The organism is Patescibacteria group bacterium (genome assembly GCA_026397045.1).
GTDB lineage: Bacteria > Patescibacteriota > Saccharimonadia > CAILAD01 > BJGX01 > JAPLVO01.
Genome location: JAPLVO010000005.1, coordinates 1 through 21,663 on the forward strand (window position 1 = coordinate 1; position 21,663 = coordinate 21,663).

26 protein-coding genes and 1 tRNA gene are annotated in these 21,663 nt (G+C 43.0%); 4 read left to right on the plus strand and 23 right to left on the minus strand.

Annotated elements, in window-relative coordinates; genetic code table 11:
- From NT111_00125 to NT111_00210, 18 genes are all read right to left on the minus strand, one after another.
- Positions 1-1,257: hypothetical protein (locus tag NT111_00125; GenBank protein MCX6804425.1), on the minus strand; the 1,257-nt coding region annotated here is incomplete at its 3' end.
- A 94-nt stretch (positions 1,258-1,351) separates the two neighbouring features.
- Entirely contained in the window at positions 1,352-1,597 is a 246-nt protein-coding gene (locus tag NT111_00130; GenBank protein MCX6804426.1) for a glutaredoxin family protein, read from the minus strand.
- A 38-nt stretch (positions 1,598-1,635) separates the two neighbouring features.
- Complete coding sequence (locus tag NT111_00135) at positions 1,636-2,565, minus strand: FAD-dependent oxidoreductase (protein ID MCX6804427.1); 930 nt, start codon at positions 2,563-2,565, stop codon at positions 1,636-1,638.
- Positions 2,562-3,578 (minus strand): carbohydrate kinase family protein, encoded by a 1,017-nt coding sequence (locus NT111_00140; protein MCX6804428.1) that lies wholly within the window; start codon positions 3,576-3,578, stop codon positions 2,562-2,564. The genes NT111_00135 and NT111_00140 overlap by 4 nt, the downstream gene beginning before the upstream one ends.
- 2 nt (positions 3,579-3,580) lie before the next feature.
- The gene (locus NT111_00145) at positions 3,581-4,543 is read right to left on the minus strand and encodes a carbohydrate kinase family protein (GenBank protein ID MCX6804429.1); all 963 of its coding nucleotides are present in this window, start codon (positions 4,541-4,543) and stop codon (positions 3,581-3,583) included.
- Positions 4,540-5,526: a transketolase family protein gene (locus NT111_00150; GenBank protein ID MCX6804430.1), complete on the minus strand. Its 987-nt coding sequence runs from the start codon at positions 5,524-5,526 to the stop codon at positions 4,540-4,542. The genes NT111_00145 and NT111_00150 overlap by 4 nt, the downstream gene beginning before the upstream one ends.
- Positions 5,519-6,400 carry a transketolase gene (locus NT111_00155; GenBank protein ID MCX6804431.1) on the minus strand — a complete coding sequence of 294 codons (882 nt, stop codon included), beginning with the start codon at positions 6,398-6,400 and terminating at the stop codon, positions 5,519-5,521. Before NT111_00155 ends, NT111_00150 begins: the two co-directional genes overlap by 8 nt.
- Positions 6,397-7,026 (minus strand): hypothetical protein, encoded by a 630-nt coding sequence (locus NT111_00160; GenBank protein MCX6804432.1) that lies wholly within the window; start codon positions 7,024-7,026, stop codon positions 6,397-6,399. The genes NT111_00155 and NT111_00160 overlap by 4 nt, the downstream gene beginning before the upstream one ends.
- Entirely contained in the window at positions 7,023-7,475 is a 453-nt protein-coding gene (locus NT111_00165) for an RpiB/LacA/LacB family sugar-phosphate isomerase (protein MCX6804433.1), read from the minus strand. Before NT111_00165 ends, NT111_00160 begins: the two co-directional genes overlap by 4 nt.
- 1 nt (position 7,476) lies before the next feature.
- On the minus strand, positions 7,477-8,496 hold the full coding sequence (gap, locus tag NT111_00170; GenBank protein ID MCX6804434.1) for a type I glyceraldehyde-3-phosphate dehydrogenase: 1,020 nt from the start codon (positions 8,494-8,496) through the stop codon (positions 7,477-7,479).
- Positions 8,497-8,541: 45 nt separating this feature from the next.
- Positions 8,542-10,950 carry a serine protease gene (locus NT111_00175; GenBank protein ID MCX6804435.1) on the minus strand — a complete coding sequence of 803 codons (2,409 nt, stop codon included), beginning with the start codon at positions 10,948-10,950 and terminating at the stop codon, positions 8,542-8,544.
- Between the two features lie 28 nt (positions 10,951-10,978).
- Positions 10,979-11,314 (minus strand): hypothetical protein, encoded by a 336-nt coding sequence (locus tag NT111_00180; protein ID MCX6804436.1) that lies wholly within the window; start codon positions 11,312-11,314, stop codon positions 10,979-10,981.
- Positions 11,315-11,392: 78 nt separating this feature from the next.
- Positions 11,393-12,064 carry a thioredoxin domain-containing protein gene (locus NT111_00185; GenBank protein ID MCX6804437.1) on the minus strand — a complete coding sequence of 224 codons (672 nt, stop codon included), beginning with the start codon at positions 12,062-12,064 and terminating at the stop codon, positions 11,393-11,395.
- A 69-nt stretch (positions 12,065-12,133) separates the two neighbouring features.
- Positions 12,134-12,307, minus strand: a complete 174-nt coding sequence (rpmG, locus tag NT111_00190; GenBank protein ID MCX6804438.1) for a 50S ribosomal protein L33 — start codon at positions 12,305-12,307, stop codon at positions 12,134-12,136.
- Between the two features lie 36 nt (positions 12,308-12,343).
- Positions 12,344-12,913 carry a 2'-5' RNA ligase family protein gene (locus NT111_00195; GenBank protein MCX6804439.1) on the minus strand — a complete coding sequence of 190 codons (570 nt, stop codon included), beginning with the start codon at positions 12,911-12,913 and terminating at the stop codon, positions 12,344-12,346.
- Positions 12,910-13,707 carry an exodeoxyribonuclease III gene (locus NT111_00200; protein ID MCX6804440.1) on the minus strand — a complete coding sequence of 266 codons (798 nt, stop codon included), beginning with the start codon at positions 13,705-13,707 and terminating at the stop codon, positions 12,910-12,912. The genes NT111_00195 and NT111_00200 overlap by 4 nt, the downstream gene beginning before the upstream one ends.
- A gap of 175 nt (positions 13,708-13,882) precedes the next feature.
- The gene (locus NT111_00205) at positions 13,883-14,053 is read right to left on the minus strand and encodes a hypothetical protein (protein ID MCX6804441.1); all 171 of its coding nucleotides are present in this window, start codon (positions 14,051-14,053) and stop codon (positions 13,883-13,885) included.
- A 133-nt stretch (positions 14,054-14,186) separates the two neighbouring features.
- Entirely contained in the window at positions 14,187-14,519 is a 333-nt protein-coding gene (locus NT111_00210; protein ID MCX6804442.1) for a 4a-hydroxytetrahydrobiopterin dehydratase, read from the minus strand.
- Between the two features lie 125 nt (positions 14,520-14,644).
- On the opposite strand from NT111_00210, the gene murB reads away from it, so the two are divergent.
- The gene (murB, locus tag NT111_00215; GenBank protein ID MCX6804443.1) at positions 14,645-15,706 is read left to right on the plus strand and encodes a UDP-N-acetylmuramate dehydrogenase; all 1,062 of its coding nucleotides are present in this window, start codon (positions 14,645-14,647) and stop codon (positions 15,704-15,706) included.
- Here the strand turns inward: murB and NT111_00220 are convergent.
- The 3 genes from NT111_00220 to NT111_00230 form a co-directional block, all read right to left on the minus strand.
- On the minus strand, positions 15,699-16,112 hold the full coding sequence (locus NT111_00220; GenBank protein ID MCX6804444.1) for a DUF1761 domain-containing protein: 414 nt from the start codon (positions 16,110-16,112) through the stop codon (positions 15,699-15,701). The genes murB and NT111_00220 overlap by 8 nt on opposite strands.
- Positions 16,113-16,204: 92 nt before the next feature.
- On the minus strand, positions 16,205-17,488 hold the full coding sequence (locus tag NT111_00225; protein ID MCX6804445.1) for a His/Gly/Thr/Pro-type tRNA ligase C-terminal domain-containing protein: 1,284 nt from the start codon (positions 17,486-17,488) through the stop codon (positions 16,205-16,207).
- A gap of 63 nt (positions 17,489-17,551) precedes the next feature.
- The gene (locus NT111_00230) at positions 17,552-19,396 is read right to left on the minus strand and encodes a heavy metal translocating P-type ATPase (protein MCX6804446.1); all 1,845 of its coding nucleotides are present in this window, start codon (positions 19,394-19,396) and stop codon (positions 17,552-17,554) included.
- A gap of 117 nt (positions 19,397-19,513) precedes the next feature.
- On the opposite strand from NT111_00230, the gene NT111_00235 reads away from it, so the two are divergent.
- Both NT111_00235 and NT111_00240 read left to right on the plus strand, forming a co-directional pair.
- Positions 19,514-19,816 (plus strand): hypothetical protein, encoded by a 303-nt coding sequence (locus NT111_00235; protein ID MCX6804447.1) that lies wholly within the window; start codon positions 19,514-19,516, stop codon positions 19,814-19,816.
- Positions 19,817-19,884: 68 nt separating this feature from the next.
- A complete protein-coding gene (locus tag NT111_00240; protein ID MCX6804448.1) occupies positions 19,885-20,121 on the plus strand; it encodes a PGPGW domain-containing protein in 237 nt (78 codons plus the stop codon).
- A 15-nt stretch (positions 20,122-20,136) separates the two neighbouring features.
- Here the strand turns inward: NT111_00240 and NT111_00245 are convergent, their stop codons facing one another.
- Together NT111_00245 and NT111_00250 are read right to left on the minus strand one after the other, a co-directional pair.
- Entirely contained in the window at positions 20,137-20,847 is a 711-nt protein-coding gene (locus tag NT111_00245) for a histidine phosphatase family protein (protein MCX6804449.1), read from the minus strand.
- A gap of 56 nt (positions 20,848-20,903) precedes the next feature.
- Entirely contained in the window at positions 20,904-21,281 is a 378-nt protein-coding gene (locus tag NT111_00250) for a hypothetical protein (protein ID MCX6804450.1), read from the minus strand.
- Between the two features lie 164 nt (positions 21,282-21,445).
- Between NT111_00250 and NT111_00255 the strand changes: the two genes are divergently transcribed.
- Positions 21,446-21,520: transfer RNA gene (locus NT111_00255), tRNA-Gln, on the plus strand.
- Positions 21,521-21,663 lie beyond the last annotated feature (143 nt).

The window sequence follows — 21,663 nt, forward strand, 5'->3', positions numbered from 1 at the left end:
CTGATTCGCCATGAAACTAATATTTGATACTATTGCTTCAGAACCTGAAGGGTAGATCCGTATGTAGCCAGTATTAGGGCCGGGGTTGACGGTGACATTAACTATAGCAGCCTGGACAGTGCCCGGCAGGCCGCCTTTGCCTACTAGCGTTACAGCTTGCGGTGAAGTAGCAGAACTAGTTAAATCTATTTTAGTAGGGCTGATGGTGTCATACACTCTTACGGCAGTAGGAAGTATGTAATTTCTGCCCATGACTAATATATCGCTACTGGCGTAATAGCCTATCAGGTCTACTACTGTATCTACCGATGCCGAGCTCCAAAGCTGTATTTTACCATCTTTCATAGGGGCCATTATTTCATTGGCGATATTATTGCCAGCAGAAAAACTAGCGTTAGATGTGACCGTAGGAGGGCTAGCATTGTATATCTTATTGTAGCCTTCGAGGCCAATATCCCCGGGGTAGACTCGATAAAATCCACCTACTGGACTACTTGCTGCGACTGCAGTGACATTAACAACTGCTACTTTTTTATTAGGCGCTGTGTCAAGGGATATTGAAATTGGTGTTGGGCTGGCCTTGGGTGGCGTAGATCTTGTATCCAACACTCTACGGATGTCAGGGACAAAATTAAGCTGCTTACCGATAAGGCCTGTTGGAGGGGTTACCCCCTGCTGGGGGTTTCCTGCGTAGCTATAATAACCCACTAGGTCGCCGACGACATCTATACTGCCCGAGCTATTGGCAAAGCTTATTGTTGGTGCTTGGATATTAGGGTCAATAGGGATAACAATCTCGTTGGAAGTAGATATGCCCTTGCTGGCATATAATGAAGCATACTGAGGCTCGGTTGTTCCAGTTTGCCACACCTTAATGCTGGTGTTTTCTGTAGGGGACACTATTGAGATATTCATTACCACGCCAGTTACTTTGGCAGCCGATTGGTCTCCCTGGACCTGTGTATAGCCGGGGGATGCCTCAAACGGCTTAACCCCTTCTAGCTTCCCACCGGGGCTGAGCTTGCCATTAGATACTTTTCTGGTATCGACGACTCTAATAGATTTTGAAATAAAATACGAAGAAGCTACGGGTGATGTCGCTGCTCTGGTAAAGAACACAACAGCTAAGCCAAAAATAGTAAATACCCCCAGGAAAGCATAAATAATTGGTTTTTTTAATAAGCCCTTCGAGCTCGTTTTAGTGACTTTACTGCTGCTTTTATAGGATCTACTCGATTTTTTTGCTATTCTGGCCACTGGTTGACTCCTTTAATTTTTTATTTCTATGATTACTCGTAATATTAATAGATGTTATGCTTAAAGTCAATTGCGACTATTGCAAAAAAATCCCTCAGGCAAATATTTTGTCGAGCTTCGGCTTATCAAATCCAACAACTATTTCGCCACCTGCGTCAATTACTGGAACACCCATTTGGCCAGATTTATCTACCATTTCCTGGACTCTATCTCGGCTTTCTGCTAAATCAACCAATTCATACTTAATATTGTTTTCTGCGAAATACTCTTTTACATTCTTACAAAACACACAAGTTGGGGTTGTGTATAATATTACTTTCTTATCTATATTTTGGTTCATATCGGCCTTTCTTTTTAATATACATAGTTTACCAGTTATTATTTCCTAGACAAATACTGAGAGGCACAAATGGCGGCTTTAGCCCCTTCACCGGCCGCAGTAATAATTTGTTTCTCTATAATATCAGTTATATCGCCAGCGGCGAATATACCTGGCTCAGATGTCATATTGTATTTATCTATTATGATCTCCGAGTTCTTGTTGAGCTTAACCAAGCCCTTTAAGTAGTCAGTTGCTGGTAAAGAACCGACCTCTATAAATACCCCCGAGACATTTAGATCCTTTGATAACCCCCCATCTCTGGACTTAATTCTGATTGACTCAACTGTTCGGTCGCCCTCGATCATAGAAACCTCGGTGTTATTAATTATTCTGATCTTAGGGATATCCAATACTTTCTCTTTCATTACTGGGTCGCCATTGAGCTCCTTCGTGATATTGACTATGTATATCTGATTGACTATTTTACTAACATTTAGGGCGGCGTCGAGAGCAGAATTGCCACCACCGATTATCGCCACATCCTTTCCCTTGAATAGCGGGCCATCACACCAGGCGCAATAAGCTACACCGCGATTCAAAAATTCTTTCTCGCCAGGGACGCCAAGTTCCATGGGTACTTTTCCACCAGCTATAATGATAGCTTTGGCCGACTCCTTTTTACCATCGCCAGTTTCTACCACAAAGTTTTTAGCTTTCTTATGGATTTTTGCGATACCAGAGATACTAATTCTGAGCTCTACATCGTCCTTAAACTCCTCCAAATGCTCTTCAAATTTCTTGACCAGATCTGGGCCAGTTATCATGCTAAAACCAAGATAGTTTTCGATGTCGCTACTCCATGAAGCCTGCCCACCGATGTCCTTTGTGATTACTAGGGTCCTTAGCTTTTTTCTTGCAGCGTAGACTCCAGCCGTCATCCCGGCAGGTCCTGCGCCTATAATTATTAAGTCATAAATACTGTTCATACTCTTGCTATTTCCTTTGGATTATAATCTTTGGGGGCCTTGGCGAGCAAATTTAGCAATTTAGGCTTAGATAGCAAGCCAGCTTGAGCCCCTAATTGCTGGACTACACTCATTGGGTTAATTGGCGACCATTTAAGTGCCGTAATAATGCTTTCGCCTGCCACAAGTGCTGCTAAAAATGTCGAGGTATACGCATCACCGCACCCAGTGCGGTCAAATGGATTCTTTGGATCAGGGTAATTGCGCATACTATATATTGTCTCGCCATCACTAGCGTAGCTGCCATTTGGCCCATCTGTTATTACTACAATCTTGGGCCCGTAGCCATGTAAAATCCTTACTAGCGTGGGGATGTCTCTGGAATCCGAGGCAGTTACCTGTTGAGCCTCCTCAAGGTTTACTGCGAACAGTTCTGTCCTTGAATATAGCTCTTGCAGCTTTTTAACACCTTCACGAATTTGGAAAGTACCTGGCTGAAAGGCTAATTTTACCTCTGGGTTGGAAGCTAGATAGCTAGCTATGTCATCGTGAATATGGCGAGCCTTTTCGCCAATCGAGCTTAGGTATATCCAGCGTGGCTGGCTGACCTTAGGTATACTAGGCCAACGATAGGGATAGGCTTCATGTTTTATAAGTATTGTACGGTCTGCGCCGTAAGAGAGTACATAATGATAGTTACTTGCCATACCTTTGTTAACTCTGACAAACTCTGTAGATACTCTATGGGCCCTAAGGCTTAATAATATTTGTTCGCCCACCGTATCATCCCCGACATTGGCGTACAAGCTAGAGTTTAGACCTAACCTAGCGAAGCAGACAGCTGCATTGGGGCTGTTGCCGACACCAGCCACCACTATGGCTTCATCGAACGGTATCTTTGTCCCGAATGTCATGCATAATAGCGGGTGATGTGAATTGGGGTGCTCAATTTTAGCTTCATGAGGCAGAAGCTTAATAAAGGCATCGGTTACTACATCTCCAACACTTAGCACATCTATCCTACTATTGTTCATTTTTATAATACTCCTGTTTCTACTTTAATTGTTCTAAGGGCTGGCTTGCGTAATACTCCCGCTCGAGTGCCAAAAACTTCTAGCACCGAGCATGCGTTAGCGCTAGCGAATGTCAGAGCTTCCGGCACGGTTTTTTGCTGGAAAATTGCCGAGGCATAACTGGCCGCAAAAATATCATTAGCTCCTGTCATGTCTAGTGGATTAACTTTTTTATAGGTCCCGCAAGAATACATGGTCTGATCGTGAAAAGCATAAGACTCTTTACTAACATCATATAGTAAAACCGACTTTGATCCAAGGGCGCTTAGCTGTCTGATAATTTCCGCGCTGTCTGAAACCCCATCAAAGAAGCTGGAGGCAAAATCAATTGGCATCATCATGCTAGTGAGCCTAGAAAGTGCATAGTTCATTTGTTTAGTTTTATAGCCACTAGTGCTAGTGACATTTGCAATCAAGCTGGCCCCGCAAGATTTAGCCCACTCAACAAAAAACTTAAACAACTTAAAATCAACTGGCAGTTCAGCCAAATATAGGGCCCTAGCAGTAAGGCCAGGGAACCTTACATCATGGCCTCGTAAGGAATTAACTGAATTTTTATAGGATAAATCTATATCCTGCGCTCTTTCGGTTACAATGTGGATATTTAAATCTGTATGGTGCTCGGGATTGTTGATAAGCAGCTCGTGTTCAATACCCTCATGTTTTAATATTATTTTTATCTGATTGGCTAAATGGTCCTTACCAGTCCGGGCAATACAGCCTGTCTTGATGCCCTGACGAGCAAAGCATATCGCTGAGTTTAGGCCTGGGCCGCCTGCTTCATATACCGAGTGGTCAACCTGGTATTGAGCACCACTCTGGAGGGTTATAGAATCATCCTTGCTCATTAAGCTCGGTTTTATGCTTTTACCGCTGATAAAAATATCAAAGCCAACCGAGCCGACAGTTATTATATCTAGATTCATCTTTTTGGTGCCTTTAGCAGTTTGCTCGCAAGATTAATAATAGATGCACTATCTAGCTGGTATTCGGCCCATAGCTGCTTGACCTCTCCGGACTGCCCATATCTGTCCTTAATGCCAATCCTCCATAATGTGGCTGCTGACTGCTCGCTAATTAGTTCTGCCACAGCCCCACCGAGGCCGCCAGAGGCCTGAGCCTCCTCTACCGTTATGACCTTTTTAGTTTTATTGGCACTTTTTAATATTAGCTCGTTATCTAGCGGTTTTATTGTTGGGCAGTTAATGACCTCAACATCTACACCCTGTTTGGCTAATTCTTCAGCTGCTTTTAAGGCCTCATAAACCAAAGTGCCACAGGCTACTAGGGTTAGGTCCTTGCCATCGCGCAAAACCAATGCCTTGCCAATAACAAACGGCGTCGAGTCGGTTGTAACTACTGCAGTTTTTTCGCGGGCTAGCCTAAGATACCCCGGGCTAGCTGTCTTGGCTAACGCCATAGTAGCCTTTCGGGCCTCTGTACTATCGCAAGGCACAATTACAGTCATATTTGGTAGTGCCCTCATCAGTGCGATATCCTCGAGCATTTGGTGTGTTGCTCCATCGGGCCCTACAGATACCCCTGCATGGCAGCCGACTATCTTAACATTCCTATCATTTAGGCATATTGTGGTACGAATTTGCTCCCAATTCCTTCCAGGACTAAAGCTAGCATAACTAGTAGTGAATGGTTTTTTACCCACGGCTGCTAGGCCGCTAGCAACGGTAACCATATTTTGCTCTGCAACACCTACCTCTATAAACCTATCCGGGAAGGCTTTCTTGAACAACTCTACCTGAGTAGACTCAGTTAAATCTGCCGTCATGGCGACAATACTATCATCGATCTTGCCAGCCTCCAGCAGGCCTTCGCCAAAACCTAAGCGATTAGATTCATATACCATGTCCTGACTAAAGATATCAGGGTTAAGCTTTGCGTCTTTATTCATGCTCACTCCTAATTTTGCCGTTCAGAGTTCGAAGCCTTTCGAGAGCCATTTTAGCCTGAACCTCTTTGGGAGGATCACCGGGAATATCCTTAAGGCCTGGCGGCATACCATGCCAGCGATAATCAAACTCCATGAAGTCCACACCTTTACCAGGTATGGTATGGGCGACTATACAGGTGGGTTTTTCGAAAATAGCTCGGCTTTGCTGCATGGCCGATATAATCTCTTCGAAATTATGCCCGTCAATTTCAATCACATGCCAATTAAAGGCTTGATACTTCATTGCAAAGGGCTCCAGGGGCATAATATCCTCAGTAACACCATCTATCTGAATATTATTTCGGTCAACAACCACTGTGAGGTTACTAAGCTTATTCTTGCCAGCAAACATTATTGCTTCCCAGGTATTACCCTCCTGATGCTCACCATCACTAGTCAAGCACCAAACCCTCTGCTCTTTTTGCGAATCCATCCTTAAGCCATAGGCCATCCCAGAGGCTTGGCTTATACCACTGCCTAGTGGGCCACTGGTAGTCTCCAGGCCTGGGAGGCGAGTTCGCTCGGGGTGGCCTTGCAGCCTAGTACCAAACTTACGAAGCGTCTTTAACTCTGAGCGAGGGAAATAGCCAGAATTAGCCATGGTGGCATACAAAACTGGGTTGATGTGCCCATTACTCAGGACTACTCTGTCTCTATCCGGCCAGTTAGGGTCTTTGGGCTTGTGGCGTAGGACCTCAAAATATAAGGCTGTAAATACATCCGCCATACCCAAAGGACCTGCTGTATGGCCACTTCCGGCCTGCACTAGCATATAGATGATATCTTGGCGAATCTGGTTTGCAATTAACTCTAATTCTTTGGTGCTGTGGATCATATTAAATAGCCCAATAGCTGCATATAATTACTGAGTGGGTCGTGAGAATTAAATATTGCCGAATTAATGTTGACTATATCGAAACCAGCTTGAAGCACCTTTTTTGCATTTTTGAGGTTGACACCGCCGTCTAGGCCTATCTCGGCTGCTGGGAACAATTCTCTGGCCTCTGGCAGCCTATCAAAAACCATTGGGTCCAGCTTTTGGCCAGCGAAGCCTGCTGGGTAGCCCATAATAAGTACATGGTTTAATAGTTCACTAAATGGCTTTAATTTTGCCAAATTAGTTTCTGGGTTTATGGCCACACCGCAGCTAAAACCAGACTTTTTTATGCGCTCCAGGTGAGGCTCGATATTTTCAACTGCCTCATACTGCAAAATAATAGTGTTCACATTAATCAGTATGGCTTGATCGATGTATAGCTTTGGCTCTTTAACCATCAGGTGAACATCCATTCTAATATCAGTTAGCCTGCCTACCTCGCTTAGGCCTATTGTCTTGTTGTCTACATATTCTCCATCTATTATATCTAGCTGGAACCGATTAGTCAGCTGTCTAATGATACTTAGTTTGCTAAGATAATCGGCTTTATTACCCACAAGAACTGCTGGCACAATCCTAGTCATAGCCCACTCTCCGATTCTATTTGTCCAATCTCTTCTATCCTGCGTTTATGGCGCGCCAGCTCTGAGAAGGGTGTGTCTAGCCAGAGTTTTGATATTTCATATAACTGTTTATCTGATAGCTCTCCTGAAGATAAGCTAAGTACATTGCTATCATTATCCTGCCTTGTCTCAAATGCCTGAGATTTATTAAGGACTGCAACTGCTCGTATGCCCTTGACCTTATTGGCCGCTATCGCCATACCTTCGCCACTATGACAAATAAGTATCCCCATCGACTTAGCATTTTCTGTGACGGCGAGTGAAACCTTCTTGGCATAAAGTGGGTAGTCATCGTCTGGATCCAGCTTGTATGGCCCCATATCAAAGAGCTCATAACTACCCTCGAGTTTTTTTGCTAGGCCTTGTTTTTTGATAAAACCAGCATGGTCGGCGGCGATAAAAACTTTCATGCTACTTTATGAGCTTCCCTACATGCTCTACCATCTCAACCAAGCGATTGCTATAGCCCCATTCATTATCGTACCAGGCTACTACCTTGCAGAGATTGCCAGCTACTACCTTAGTTAGCTTGGTATCTACAATGCAGCTGTGTGGATCACCGACAAAATCTCGGCTGACTAGCTCTTCTTCGGTGTAGTCTATGATCCCCTTGTGGGAAGAATTGCAGGCTTTAATGATAATTTTGTTAATTTCTTCGGCGCTAATATCACGCTTTGCCAAAAAGGTAATATCACTAAGTGATACTACTGGGGTAGGCACGCGAATACTTAAACCATCAAAATTGCCTTCTAGTTCTGGTACCGTGAGGGCAGCTGCAATAGCCGCACCAGTGGTTGTAGGCACTATGTTTTCGGCGGCACTACGAGCTTCACGCAAATCTTTATTAGGACCATCCTGCAAAACCTGGCTGGCGGTGTAGCTGTGGATTGTGGTCATCATTGATTTTTCTATACCTATTTCTTTTGAGAGTACGGCCATAATTGGCGCGATACAGTTGGTGGTGCAAGAAGCGTTAGATATAATCTTCTGATCGGCTGGAATTTTTTGGTGATTGGCACCAAAAACAAATGTATCTTGTTTTTCGTGGCCAGCTTCATCTTTCTTTTCAGGGGCAGATAATACAACCTTTTTGGCGCCGGCTTTTATGTGCATCTCCAGGCCCTCTCTGGTGGTGAAAAACCCAGTCGATTCTATTACTACATCAATATTCATTTCTTTCCAGGGCAGCAAGCTAGGGTCTTTTTCGGCTAAAACTTTGATTTTTTTACCATCGACCGTGATGCCATCATCTTGGCTAGATACCTGATGGTGGTAAGCCCCATAATTGCTGTCGTGCCTTAGTAGGTGTGCCAAGGTAGTGGTGTCGGTGAGGTCATTAACCGCAACAACTTGTAAATTGGGGTTTGCAAAGGCTATTTTGAAGGCATTGCGACCTATCCTTCCAAAACCATTAATAGCTACTCTTACCATTGGTAATCCTTTCTGCTTATACTTATGCTTTATATTATAACAGTTTTATGGCCCTGGCGTAGTGGTAGGGGCTTGGTTGTTGTGATTATCATCCGCTGCGGCTTGAATGGGTCTATCAACCTCTATAGGCACCGAAGTAGTGTTAGCCGCTGCTGAGGTGGGATTATTGGTGGCGTTTGGTGTACCCTGGATCTTTTCGGCAGCTGGGAGGGGTGGCAAACTAGCTATATTAGCTTCAGAAGGCGCAGCTTGGGCATGAAATGCTTCGTGAGCGTCCTTGCGAGCATTATGATGTCGGATTACAAAAAACAGTATGCCAGATGGTAGAACTATAATAAAAGCCACTACTGCTACAATCAGGATATAAACTGAAGATGGGGTGGCTTCTTTACCTTGGTCTCTTGAAGCCTCAGCCCTGGCTATAAAATCATCAACCATTCGATGCGGAGGATATCTTAGCTTCAGCTTACTAAAATCACTTATAGCAGAGGTGTAATATGCCTTCGAGAAGTTTTCTAGCCCTTGTTCCCAAATCTTCTCGTTCCCTGTTGCAGTAGATGGGACCGAAATATTATTGTCAGCAAGCAGGCTTCTGAGGTCCTCTATGTCCCGCATATAATTAAACTGAACCCCCCCGCTGTTTTCATCTGTAACTCCATAGGTAGCAATACCCACAACTTCCCCAAACTCATTAAATGCTGGACCGCCCGAGTTTCCTTTAGCGATTGATACATCGGATTGGATTAGTTTGTAAGGGGCCCCGTTGGCGCTCCTAATAGCACTTACCGTTCCCCTGGTTGGTGTTGGCTTGCTCTCGTTACTATCCACTAGCTCATTTTCAGCGGCTCCAGGGAACCCAATTACTGTAAGTGGGCTACCCTGAGCCAGTCCTTTGATACTTCCCAAAATGCTATACGGGTAATCGTCCCCCGATTCGAGCTTCAATATAGCCACATCCGATGTCTTGAAACCATCATTTGCTATATCCACATAGGGGTCGTAGTCTACCGCCACAAGCTTGGCTTTAACGATGCTATTGGTGTATTTAAACTGCCTCAGATTATCGATATTAAATTTCACTGCCTGATCAGACAATTGGACCGCATAAAAGGCATCTTGTTTTGTCTCTTTTATATCAACATTAGCTAGCTCACTATCTTGCAGCGAGCCGACCAGTGCTTGAGTGTTAGAACCGTCACCACTGGCCGCTATAGCATACTCCGAATCGGCGGTGGCCTGAGTTATAAGCCCGGTTCTTGCTAGAAACGATAGATAGCTCTTTACTACTGGCAGATTATTGAGCGCCAAACTAGTGGCCAGGACCTCCGCTGCATTTGATTTTACTACATGACCATTGGTGCCTACATACCCCTGTGGGCTGATAATAAACCCCGATCCATAGCCAGCCGAGCAGCCCCCATTAATACTTTGAGTAACCGAGCCTAGCCTCATGTCAAAGTCGATACAGTATGTGGAAGCGATTCTTACCACTGAGGGTTGATTCTTCGCAACTACCTGAATCTCTGGGTCGCTAGATATCGGCTTATCAGCTGCATTTGCGATGAAACTACTTAGTATTGGACTTGGGCTAGATTTACTTAAATATGAGCTAGTAGTGTGCTGTGTTAGGGCCTTGCTATTCTCTGGGGGGAAGAATTTGATCGATTCAATTACCGAATTAAAAGATGGCAAATCTTGCGGAGTAGAGCCAGCATTCTGAAATAATGTTAGCCTGTATGGCCTGCCATTTTGAATAGTAATGTAATCTACCTGACTACTTTTATAAGTGATTGGCCCGAGGTTGTTTACATCATATGTATTTTTTAGAAACTCATAGCCGGCTATGTTAATGGATTCAGTCTGTGCAAGGGTATAAGTCTTACTGCTGTCGCCCGATGGGGCGTAGAACTTTTCGGCCAGGGCTAGCTGCCCGGTACTTTCTCCGTATTTAGTTTTTAGTATTTCAAATATATTAGCTTCGCTAGCCGCTGATAGCTCTATATAAATAGTTTTATTAAGGGCTATTTCAGCGTCGCTTCCTGCCGACTGATTGGGAATGTTTTTAAGTACTTCAACAGTTTTATAATCGCCTTTACTAGTAGGCTGAGCTGATGAGCCAATTGATGTTTTATCCCCTGCTAGGCTAGTGGTTTCGGCAGTCTGTAGCTTGGTATTAACTGTGATCTCAAATCCTAGATATGAGTAAATCTTTTTATAGTCTTCTTCGGCCTTCTGGGTCGGTATAATGTCCGTGACTATCTTGACGGCATTTTGGGCCTTGCGATGATTAGTCGCAGCTAAGTAAAGCACTATGATCAAAGAAAGTACGGCAAAAACTGTCAGGCTAATAAAAATGGCTTCCATGAGCCATAAAAACCTGGATGGAGGCTTAGGTGGGACTAGTTTGCCATGAGGCTGCTTATTTTTCTGAAGTTTTTTATGAGTCCTAGACATAGTAGTTATGTCTATATTTTATAGTATCTTACTTGTTTTTACTATGAGGCTTACAGATGTTGTCGCTGCAGTCTCCCCCCTCCATCAAGGCTATGATATCTTCCTTGTCGTGCGCCCCGCACAAAGCCTGCTTAGTATCGACATTCACAAAGGCTGGTACAGCAGAAAAGCCGCCACAGGCTTCGCCTATAATATCTTCAAAACTCTGCATTTTGCGAGCATTTTCTTCATGGTTCCAGACTTCCAGTCTTTCTATCTTGGCGCCGGTATCCTTTTCTATCTGGTCTATAACTACCTTCATACTAATACAGTGTGGGCAGCTTTCCCCATAAAATTCAATTACATTACCATACTTTTTTGCCATTTATCCTCCTCCATACATTTTTACTTACTTGCATAATTATATGCTTAGATATGAAAAAATAAAACTACTACCTGAGTTTTATTGAGCAAAAGCCTTATCGATTGCGTCCGTAATGGCATCCGACCCCTTGCTAGTATCTACAATTATGCCATTTACGAAAAATGTCGGTGTTCCAGGTATCTTGAATGCATCCCCGAGGCCTGCCTGCTGATTAATGATATCAAACACAATCTGCCCATTATAATCATCCCGGTATTTATCGATATTTATACCTATCTCCTTGGCGTATTCTTCATACTTGCTACTTGGGTCTTTCTGCTCTACCCACTGGCTCTGCCTCTGATACAATATGTCATGCATTTCCCAGAATTTTCCCTGCAAGGCAGCGGCTTCGGCGGCCTGGGCAGCGGTTTGGGCATTTTTATGGACTGGCAAAGGATAATTAAGGAACACGAATTTTAATTTGTCTTGGTACTTAGGTAGTATCTGTTCTTTAATTACCGGTTGATACTTCTCGCAGGCTGGGCACTCATAATCTCCGAATTCTGAGAGCGTAACCTTGGCATCAATCGGCCCCTGAAAGTTGCCCTGAGAAAGCTTGGCTGGGTCAGCTTCTACGGTAGGTCTTACAATACTATTCTTGTCTTGAATCTTAATAGATTCTTCTGGCCTTGAAATTGCGTATGCAACAAAACCAATTATTAAAACGATCAGGGCAACTATTATAATTGTTGGTAGGTTTTTTTTCATATTTAAGATTGTAGCAAAAATTACCTTATCAGTGAAGCATAAGGTGCTTGTTGTACGGACTTAGGATATTTAGTTAAATTTAGCTTTGATCTCGACAAAGGTTTCGACTTTTCGGGTTTTAGGGTCGAACTTTTTAAACTCCAATTTGTCAGGGGTGTTCAGGGTGTTCTTGACAGTATAATAGCGACTGCCGGTTGCCTTGTTCCTAAGTACTGTGATTTGTCTTTTGCTGTTTTTTGCCATAATGAGTATGAATTATACCCTAGAAGTGTGTATTATTCAAGTCGCATTTGACACCGAAAGGCTGTTCCGAGCAATTTCATGCCAAATCTCATCGCTGCTTTCCTTCTTATATAGGCATACGCTGTCGAGAAGATATGAAAAATCTTTAAAGGCAGATGCCTCGCTGGACTGTATATGAGCCAACTCGTTAAGAGCCTCCTGTGCTGGCTCGCTTCTCAGCCGATTAATTAGTGTCAAGTGAGGGTGGAATGCCCAGCCTTCATCACCGCTTTTAACTATTTTATCGGCTATCGGCTGGTATAGACTCTTAATATTGTTGAAGGGCAGGTGGCTTTCTGGCTCAAAGTAAACCGCACTGTTGCGCTTGCCAATAAAAGCCTCGACCTTGCTAAATTGCATTTTGAAGCTAGGTGATACTGGTGCATTACTAAATAGCTCTATGGCCATTTCACACGGCACCAGAGAATCTTGTGGGCGATCTATAGTTATATGAGGCCCCAGGGTAAGCTTCCACCTTGGAGCGTAGTGCCTAAAGCTATCGCGCAACTTTATAAATGATGTTGAGTCGGATTCTGGGAGAGGTATAGCAATCAAATAGCGCATCATATGGACAGCTCGACAGATATCGGGCAGTGGTCACTACCCATCTGATCGGGGTGAATTTCAGCAGATTTAATACTCTTTTTGAGTCCCTTCGAGGCCAGCCAGTAGTCAATTCTCCAGCCAACATTATTAGCCCTAGCATTACCCCAGTGAGTCCACCATGTGTAATATCCACTACCCTTCTTAAACATGCGCAAAGTATCTATGTAGCCATTAGATATGAAATTATCAACGCCTTGCCTCTCTTCACTTGTAAAGCCGTGCTTGCCAATATTAGGCTTTGGTCTGGCCAAATCATTTTCGGTATGTGCGACATTAAGATCGCCACATATCAATACTGGCTTGGTCTTCTCGAGAATATTACAATATTCTAAAAAAGCTGGATCCCAATGCTTGTGCCTAAGAGGAATACGGCTCAAATCGTCTTTAGAGTTGGGCGTATAAACGGTAACTACATAAAACTTTTTATATTCTGCGGCTATAATCCTGCCCTCTTCCTCACTATTACGGCCCTGGCTATCGAGCAGCTTATACTTTTTGGCCAGATCTTCCGGGAAGCCATTTGTGACCTTGAGCGGTTTTATTTTACTAAATATGGCAGTGCCGCTATAACCCTTTTTATGGGCTGAGTTCCAATACTCGAAATAGCCTGGTAGCTCAATCTCTACTTGCTCCTGTTGGGCTTTAGTTTCTTGGATACACAAAATATCGGGCTGGTAGCGCTTCATGAAGGTTTCGAATTCACCTTTTCTCAATACCGCACGAATACCATTTACATTCCATGAAAATAAACTAATCATTTCTAGATTATAGCAAGAATTACCCAATCTTGAACATGGCTTGGTATAAATTTAGAGCTGGGTTTTAATAAAAACGACATATAGACGATTGATTCTCATGGGTAGCAATAGTACCCTAGCGAAGAATCGCCTATATGCGCACTTCTATATGTTTCAAACCCTTAGCCTTTCTCTAGCTTAGTTTTTTGTTTGAGCTAACTACTAATGGCTTGGCATTTAATGCTTCGGCCCGAATAGCCCACTTTGTAGCCATGTCGTCAAAGATGTCTTCGATGACCTGACGGTCGTGCAGCAGATTCCGTTGCATACGGCGGAACTGCTTAAGTGTTCTGCGTCTTTTCATATCCTTTCACCTCCCTTCAAATCAAGCGGTGTACTTTCATTGTACACCCTATTTAACGAGCTAAAAAGATATAATGTGACAAACTTTTTAAGTTTATTTTTGCTTCTCCTGTAAGCCAGTGGGCATTAATAGATTATTGCTTAATTTTATCCATTTTGGCTGCCATTATAAAGTCATTCTCACTTAAGCCCTTGACCGCATGAGTATATAGTTCGATCTCTACGATGCTATAAAATATATAGATATCAGGGTGGTGGCCTTCGCTATTGGCTAAGTCGGCAACTTTATTTACAAAAACCATGGCTTGTTTGAAATCTTCAAACTTAAATTTCTTCTTTATGCTATGGTTCTTTATTACTGCCCACTGAGAATCAACCTGGGCTTGGTACTTTGTTATTTCTTTGCTTGTGAGTGGTGGTGTGCCTCCCTCGCAGGCAAAGCAGGCTTTATTAGCTAAATCATCCATCCGTAATATACTCCTCTAATAATTAATATTTAGTACAAATGCATTATACTCCGGGGTTTGATATTTCGAAAATTACACGGCCTATGTATTTAGGCGATGAGGCTCAACTATAGTAGAATTGTAAAATGGCAGACTTCAAGCTATTGCGTAACATCAACCTCGCCGAGATGACTACTTTCAAAATTGGTGGAAAAGCAGATTATTTTGTGAATATTACTAATTCTGCTCAGCTCACGAGTGTATTCTTGTGGCTAAAAGAATCAGGCATGCCTCACCTAATTATCAGCGGTGGTAGTAACACAATATTTGACGATGGAACTTTTCATGGCCTTATTATAAAGATGGACATCAGCGAGTTCGAGATAATTAAAGATACCGATGCAGATGTCTTTATAAGATTAGGTTCTGGTAATAACTGGGACGAAGATGTGGAAAAAGTTGTAAATTTAGGCCTCTACGGAATTGAAGCTTTGTCTGGCATACCGGGTAGTACTGGAGCAAGTGCAGTTCAAAATATCGGAGCATACGGCCAGGAAGTTAAAAATACGATTAGCGAGGTAGAAGTATTCGACACCAAGACTACACAAATCTCCTCCCTAACTAATGCTCAATGCAAGTTTAGCTATAGAGACTCCATATTCAAATCATCCCAAAAGGGGCGCTACATAATTACTGCAATTGTGTTTAAGCTATCTAAGCAGCCAAGTTCAACACCTAAATACAAAGATGTAGTAAATTACTTCAAGCGTAGCGGCGTTAAATCACCTTCAATTATACAGATCCGCAATGCGGTGCTAGATATCCGCAAAAGAAAGTTTGTCGACCCTTCTATTGCCCCAAATGCTGGTTCATTTTTCAAAAATCCTATCGTCGCAAAAGAGATTGCCGACAATATAATGCTTAAATACCCAGATATTAAACCATACCCCGATGACACAAAAATATTTCCCAACCCAGACGGCACATACAAAATAGCAGCTGGCTGGTTAATTCAAGAAGCCGGCCTAAAGGGCAAGGAGCTCGATAAAGTGCAGATAGACCCCAAGCATGCATTAGTACTAGAAAACAGAGGAGGAGCTAGCCAGAAAGATCTTTGGGAGCTGATAATAAAAGTCCAGGAGGATGTTTTAAGCAAATTCGGGGTATCCCTAGAAACTGAGCCGGAAATAATCAAATTTCCTAACTAGCTAAAATATATAATACGGCGCTCATAGTGGATAGTATTAGTATCTGGCCTGACAGATCAATAATCATAAGTCTTGCGGAAACCTTCTCGAATACTCCACCAGCGATAACATATGTGGCGACGAATCCAGCCCAGATCCATACAGCGACCTTAATTGCTTCAAATACACTACTAGGGTTGGTGATAATTAGGAAACGCTGAAGCACCACTGCAGTGACAAAAATCATAACTAGGGCAATGACAGACTTCCTGGCAAACGATGCTCTGATATCCTTCTTTTTAATACCGGCTTCTTTCTGCCATAAATTACCAAATACCGCTGGGGAATACCATATCCCAGCCACTACTATTGCCGATAGAGTGGAGGCCAAAATTGCTACTAAGTTTGTTGATATCAAGTTAAGCATGATTATCCTTTTATTATGTTATTAATTATGCGCTAAAATACGGATTAAACAAGCTTATGCTAGCGAGCTTTAGTGGCCCTCAGTTATTTTAACTAATGAAGATAATAAGTTGTATGATAGTTATAATACTTATTGATGTCAGTAATTTTGCACATGTAGCTATCGAATTTGCCAGTGCGGCTCATAAACTCTACGCTATTTTTCTCTAGGGTCTTTTTGCTAACAACAATTTGTATTGGGCATCCGATAAGATCAGCATCGGCGAATTTTGATCCAGTACTAGTGCCATTTCTATCATCAAAGAGGCAATTTTCCGAGCCTAAAATATCATATACCTTTTGGCCAGCATTAATATTCTCATCATCTGAAAGAGCTATGATGTGGTAGGTAAATGGAGCCACCGATTGTGGCCACACCAAGCCTTTTTCATCAGCAAACTTTTCTGCTATGACACCCATAAGCCTAGATATCCCAATCCCATAACAGCCCATCCAGACCATATTTTGTGAGTTATCTTCGGCCGAATATTTATAGTTAAGACTTTCTGAAAATTTTGTACCTAGTGGGAATATATTAGCTACTTCGCTAGCTTTTACCTGCTCGAGCTTATCAAAATCTACGCCTAGTTTTTTAGCATCTTCAGGAGTTACAATTTCTTTATTGTAAGCAATGTTATTGGTGCGGTCTAAATAAATTACATCTTCGCCACTCTCCAGTAAAGTCTGGAACTCGTGCGAATACTCTTTCGTAAAGTCGCCCCCCGAGGCAAGCGTAATAAAAGTATCACTGCCAAGTCCGAGCATTTCAAAGATATTAACATAGCTCTGCTTGGCGATTTCATAGAATTTATTCAATTCTGCCTCACTCGTATGGAAGCTGTAGAGATCCTTCATGATAAACTCTCGGCCTCTGAGTAAGCCAGATTTAGCTCTGGCCTCATTGCGGAATTTAGTTTGGATTTGATATAAGGCGAACGGAAAATCCTTGTAGCTGGTGCGGAACTGCTTTGCTATTGGCGTAATAAGCTCTTCATGAGTCGGACTCAATATATACTCGGCGGTACTTTTTGACATGGACGCTTCGTTGGCACCTTTGGTGCTCATCAACACATCTATAGCATCATGGCGCTTAGTGGCATGCCAGCGCTCACGGCCAGAAAGGGCTGGCAGCAATAACTCCTCCCCAATCTTGTCCATTTCTGCCCTGATAATGGCTTCAATTTTTTTAATGACTTTCATCCCTAAAGGTAAATACGCATAAACTCCAGCCATTTCTTGGTAAATAAACCCTGCCTTGGTTAGCAATTGAGCATTAATTGATTCTGTCTGAGACGAGATGTCTTTAGTTGTCTTGGTGAATAATTTAGATAGCTTCATGGCTCTTAGTATCTATTATATAGAGCAATGATGCAACAACTCTTGAAAATAGAAATTGCCGATTTACAGCCTAGGCCTAAACCTTGCCCTTAAAGCATTAATTATCACCACGACATCAATCGCCTCCTGCATGAAAGCACCAGCAATAGGTACTATAAACCCAAACACAGCAAAGACCATCAAGACTGAGCTAAGTCCTATCCCGGTGAATATACTTTGCTTGGCAATACGCACAGAGCGCTTAGATATTTCCACCAGCTCACTCAGCCTCCCTAGGTCATCTTGCATTATCACTGCATCTGCGGCTTCCGATGCGGCCGTGGAGCCTTTTGCGCCTAAGGCGATACCTACATCAGAGGCTGCCAGCACGGGGGCGTCGTTTATGCCATCGCCCACCATGGCGATAGGACTGCTAATCTTTTTCTCGGCCTGAAGTAGTCTAACTTTATCGATCGGTAAAAGCTGGGAATGAACCTCCGAAATGCCCAACTCATGGGCGATTCTATCCCCGACCTGCTTCCTGTCCCCAGTAAGCATAATAAACCTCTTGACCCCTAACTTTCGAAGCTTACTAATAGTGGCTCTTGCCTCGACCCTGAGGGGGTCGACAAAAGTTATTGAGCCAAGGTATTTTTTACCTTCCGCCACATACAAAGCGGTGTTATTAATTGAGGAATGGCCCACACACATCGGGCTAGTCATATCCACTCCTTTTTCCAGAAGTAAATTATAGCTACCCACCGTGATTCTTTTTGACCCAATATTAGCAATTATACCCTTGCCCGGAACCTCCTTTGATTTGGTCAATTTGTAAAGTTTTATATTACTGCTTTTAGCCAAATCGACTACTACTTGCGAGAGTGAATGAGCTGAATTATTCTCTAAACTTGCAGCCAACCTTATAAGCTCATCCTTGGCTATCCCGCAGCTATCTACTGACGACACCCTAGGCTTACCCTGAGTAACTGTGCCTGTCTTGTCGAATGCGATAGCCCCTACACGACTGAGCTGCTCTAGGACACCCCCGCTTTTTATAACCACCCCACGGCTAGCTGCTCTACCCATCCCCGAAACGATAGCTACAGGCGTAGCTATCAATAGTGGGCAAGGGGTCGCCACCACCAAAACTGACAATGCTCGGATAGGATCCCCACTTATAGCCCAGGCGAGGCCAGCCATCAAAAATGTAGCAATGGTGAAAGGCAGGCTATAGGCATCTGCTAGCCTAACTAATGGTGATTTTTTAGTAGAAGCCTCGCTGACCAGCTTAATTATTAATTCATACTGACTATCCTGGCTAATATGCGTTGCATGCAGCTCTATTAAGCCGTCCAGATTAATTGACCCAGAAAGCACAGAATCCCCTAAACCTTTGTTTTCTGGCAAACTCTCGCCGGTTATAGCAGATTCATCTACGGAAGTAGTACCCTTATATATTTTTCCGTCTATGGGTATCATATCTCCCGGCTTTACCCTTATAGAATCCCCTACCACGATCTTAGACACAGGCACATCCTGCGATCTAGAGCCATTCAGCCTATGAGCTATCGTGGGTTTTCTGCTTAGTAAGCTATCTAGCTCATGCTTAGCCCTGTCCTTGGCAAAAACCTCTAGGACCTCCCCTCCAGTTAGCATGATCAAGATAACCGCTGCGGCGGCATACTGACCCAACAATAATGAAGACAGTATAGCCGCTAGGGCAATGATATCTATGCCTACTTGCCCGGAGGCAAGAGTCCGGATCATATCCCTAAAACTTGGTATTATAGCTACTACTGAAATAGCAATCACTATATAGCTCGATACGACAGGTCGACCATAAATAGCTAAGGCCAGGCTAAAAGCTAATATTACTAGTGTGGTAGCGAAGTTGAAGTATGCAAAATTATTGCTGATTTTTTTAAGCATTATAACTATCATACAACTTATTGATGGCATAATAAAATGCCGCCTTAGACGGCATATACACTTGACTGATCTAGAAATAGCTGCTACAATAATGGGCCGCCTAGAGAAAGAAATTAAGTGAAATTTTTTTTAAGTACGGAAGAGATACTAGCAAATTTGCAGGTCGAGTCTTCGAGGACTCGAGCCGAGGAAGACATCGTCATCGCTCTGCTGAGCGTGGAAACACAGGAGAGGAAAGAGCTTCTTAAAAAGCTCAAAGGAGATCTAAAGTACAAAAGGATCTCCCCTATGCTCGTCTCTATGCTGGCAAATCTGATAGCTGAGGGGGCATGCCCACTTAAGCTAGGGGGCACTCTCAAGGGGCTATACAGCTCTGACTCTATCGAAGATTCAATGATATTGATAGAGTCCGCGAAGTAAAATGAAGTGAAATAAGGTCCCGTCTGCAACAGTGGACGGGACCTTAAAAATTATATAATATTGTCTGTATGGATGTGATAAAAAAACGAACCAAAAAAATAGCCATTTCTGTTTCAGGTGTGTTAATACTGATTATTGGCCTGGTAATGCTAATTACTCCTGGGCCGGGCTGGCTTTTTATTATAATGGGGCTAGGCATATTAGCCACAGAATACGCCTGGGCACATAACCTACTCGATAAAGCCAAAAAATATTATGAGTCTATCAAAAAAAAGGCGCTATCCTCCACAAAAGCCAAAAAATAATTCTTCAACTACAAGCTAATAGTATGTGGTGTTGTAGCTTTTTAGCTCAAGATGATGCTGTTTTTTATCATATTCATATACAGTTACGCCGCAATTAAGTGGGTTTTGTTCGACGGAAAATCTCGTAGCTTGGTCATAAGTCCAGTTCTCAATGATAAATCTAAAAGCTCTAATAGCCCCTGCGTGGGTAACAACGAGCACATTCTGGCCCGCTCTATCCCTAAATATTGTATCTATAAACAGGTATATTCGCTGGGTTATTTGCGCTAAACTCTCACCGCCTGGCGGGACTGCAAAAAAGCCTCCAAAGGTCTTCCAGTACTCTTCCATCCAGGGGAAGCTCTTTTTTGCCTCTTCTTCAGTCATGTCATAAGCGTACCCCGCATCACGCTCTCTTATAAAAGAACTCATGCGTAACTTCATTCTCTCGATTTCATATTCCGAATAATTACTCATGATTTCTTCAGCAGTCTGGACGGTTCTTTTATAACCAGAATGATAAACATAATCAAATACCCCAAAGCTCTGCTTTAATATATGGCCTGTAAGCCTAGCCTGGGACTTACCAGCTTCCGTCAAAGGTACTTCTTCGTCGGCTAAACCACTAACTTTATCGCGAGCAAAATCATCGGCAAAAAAGCTTGCGTCCTTTTTAACTTCATTTCGTACTGATTCTGCATGCCTTACTAGTACTAATTTTAGTGGCCTGTCTATTTGTTGATTCATTATAGATAATATTATACCATAAAATGCTGTAGCCCGACAGATCTGTCGGGCTACTTTTAGTTATCTCGCGGGTCAGACTGCTGATGCTGACTACTCTGCTCGAGGCCTCTCATGATTTCAACGATTATACCTTCTGCCTCCTCCGGAGTTAGCCTCAATGACTCTATGGCAATAAACCTTATAGAATCTATCGCCTTACCCTTTCCGATAACTATTACTTTATTCAGGCCATTAGGCTGGCTGTAAGCCTCGCCTAATTTAACTTCTACTGAAGTTCTGGCCTTAAAATTGCTGAGAGCAGCCAATATTGCCGGCTGTTCATTACCCTCTGCAGAGCCATAGCATTCGACGCTAAGCTCTAAGACAAAACTGGTAGGTGCCTCATAGTTGGAGTTCCAACTAAGCAAAAAAGCATCTTTATCTTCAATCTTCATAGTACCTCCTTGGGAAAGATGGAAACATATAATACTATAAATTGGCTCTATTTTCAAGCATTACAAATAACTAATGGCATCCTCGCTACTGTGCCTGTAGCCTATATCTGGAAAAATAACCTTTTTTTTGCTAAAATACTGGTTGACTTTATAAGCCAAAATATTGGGGAGTGGCCAAGCGGTAAGGCGCCTGCCTCTGGAGCAGGAGATCGAAGGTTCGAATCCTTCCTCCCCAGCCAATATGGACACCGAGGGACCCGAAAGGGTCCTTTTTTGATACAATATGTGCATGACCAGTCCCATAACAAAGAATAACGAAAAATCTTATGACCTGCATGCTAACGACTGGCACAATGCAATGGCGACAAACTTTGGGCACAAA

Bases quoted from the DNA above. Each gene is read 5' to 3' on its own strand.
- NT111_00130 (MCX6804426.1), bottom strand. From the start codon at position 1,597: ATGAACCAAAATATAGATAAGAAAGTAATATTATACACAACCCCAACT.
- NT111_00135 (MCX6804427.1), bottom strand. From the start codon at position 2,565: ATGAACAGTATTTATGACTTAATAATTATAGGCGCAGGACCTGCCGGG.
- NT111_00140 (MCX6804428.1), bottom strand. From the start codon at position 3,578: ATGAACAATAGTAGGATAGATGTGCTAAGTGTTGGAGATGTAGTAACC.
- NT111_00145 (MCX6804429.1), bottom strand. From the start codon at position 4,543: ATGAATCTAGATATAATAACTGTCGGCTCGGTTGGCTTTGATATTTTT.
- NT111_00150 (MCX6804430.1), bottom strand. From the start codon at position 5,526: ATGAATAAAGACGCAAAGCTTAACCCTGATATCTTTAGTCAGGACATG.
- NT111_00155 (MCX6804431.1), bottom strand. From the start codon at position 6,400: ATGATCCACAGCACCAAAGAATTAGAGTTAATTGCAAACCAGATTCGC.
- NT111_00160 (MCX6804432.1), bottom strand. From the start codon at position 7,026: ATGACTAGGATTGTGCCAGCAGTTCTTGTGGGTAATAAAGCCGATTAT.
- NT111_00165 (MCX6804433.1), bottom strand. From the start codon at position 7,475: ATGAAAGTTTTTATCGCCGCCGACCATGCTGGTTTTATCAAAAAACAA.
- gap (MCX6804434.1), bottom strand. From the start codon at position 8,496: ATGGTAAGAGTAGCTATTAATGGTTTTGGAAGGATAGGTCGCAATGCC.
- NT111_00175 (MCX6804435.1), bottom strand. From the start codon at position 10,950: ATGTCTAGGACTCATAAAAAACTTCAGAAAAATAAGCAGCCTCATGGC.
- NT111_00180 (MCX6804436.1), bottom strand. From the start codon at position 11,314: ATGGCAAAAAAGTATGGTAATGTAATTGAATTTTATGGGGAAAGCTGC.
- NT111_00185 (MCX6804437.1), bottom strand. From the start codon at position 12,064: ATGAAAAAAAACCTACCAACAATTATAATAGTTGCCCTGATCGTTTTA.
- rpmG (MCX6804438.1), bottom strand. From the start codon at position 12,307: ATGGCAAAAAACAGCAAAAGACAAATCACAGTACTTAGGAACAAGGCA.
- NT111_00195 (MCX6804439.1), bottom strand. From the start codon at position 12,913: ATGATGCGCTATTTGATTGCTATACCTCTCCCAGAATCCGACTCAACA.
- NT111_00205 (MCX6804441.1), bottom strand. From the start codon at position 14,053: ATGAAAAGACGCAGAACACTTAAGCAGTTCCGCCGTATGCAACGGAAT.
- NT111_00210 (MCX6804442.1), bottom strand. From the start codon at position 14,519: ATGGATGATTTAGCTAATAAAGCCTGCTTTGCCTGCGAGGGAGGCACA.
- murB (MCX6804443.1), top strand. From the start codon at position 14,645: ATGGCAGACTTCAAGCTATTGCGTAACATCAACCTCGCCGAGATGACT.
- NT111_00220 (MCX6804444.1), bottom strand. From the start codon at position 16,112: ATGCTTAACTTGATATCAACAAACTTAGTAGCAATTTTGGCCTCCACT.
- NT111_00225 (MCX6804445.1), bottom strand. From the start codon at position 17,488: ATGAAGCTATCTAAATTATTCACCAAGACAACTAAAGACATCTCGTCT.
- NT111_00230 (MCX6804446.1), bottom strand. From the start codon at position 19,396: ATGCTTAAAAAAATCAGCAATAATTTTGCATACTTCAACTTCGCTACC.
- NT111_00240 (MCX6804448.1), top strand. From the start codon at position 19,885: ATGGATGTGATAAAAAAACGAACCAAAAAAATAGCCATTTCTGTTTCA.
- NT111_00245 (MCX6804449.1), bottom strand. From the start codon at position 20,847: ATGAATCAACAAATAGACAGGCCACTAAAATTAGTACTAGTAAGGCAT.
- NT111_00250 (MCX6804450.1), bottom strand. From the start codon at position 21,281: ATGAAGATTGAAGATAAAGATGCTTTTTTGCTTAGTTGGAACTCCAAC.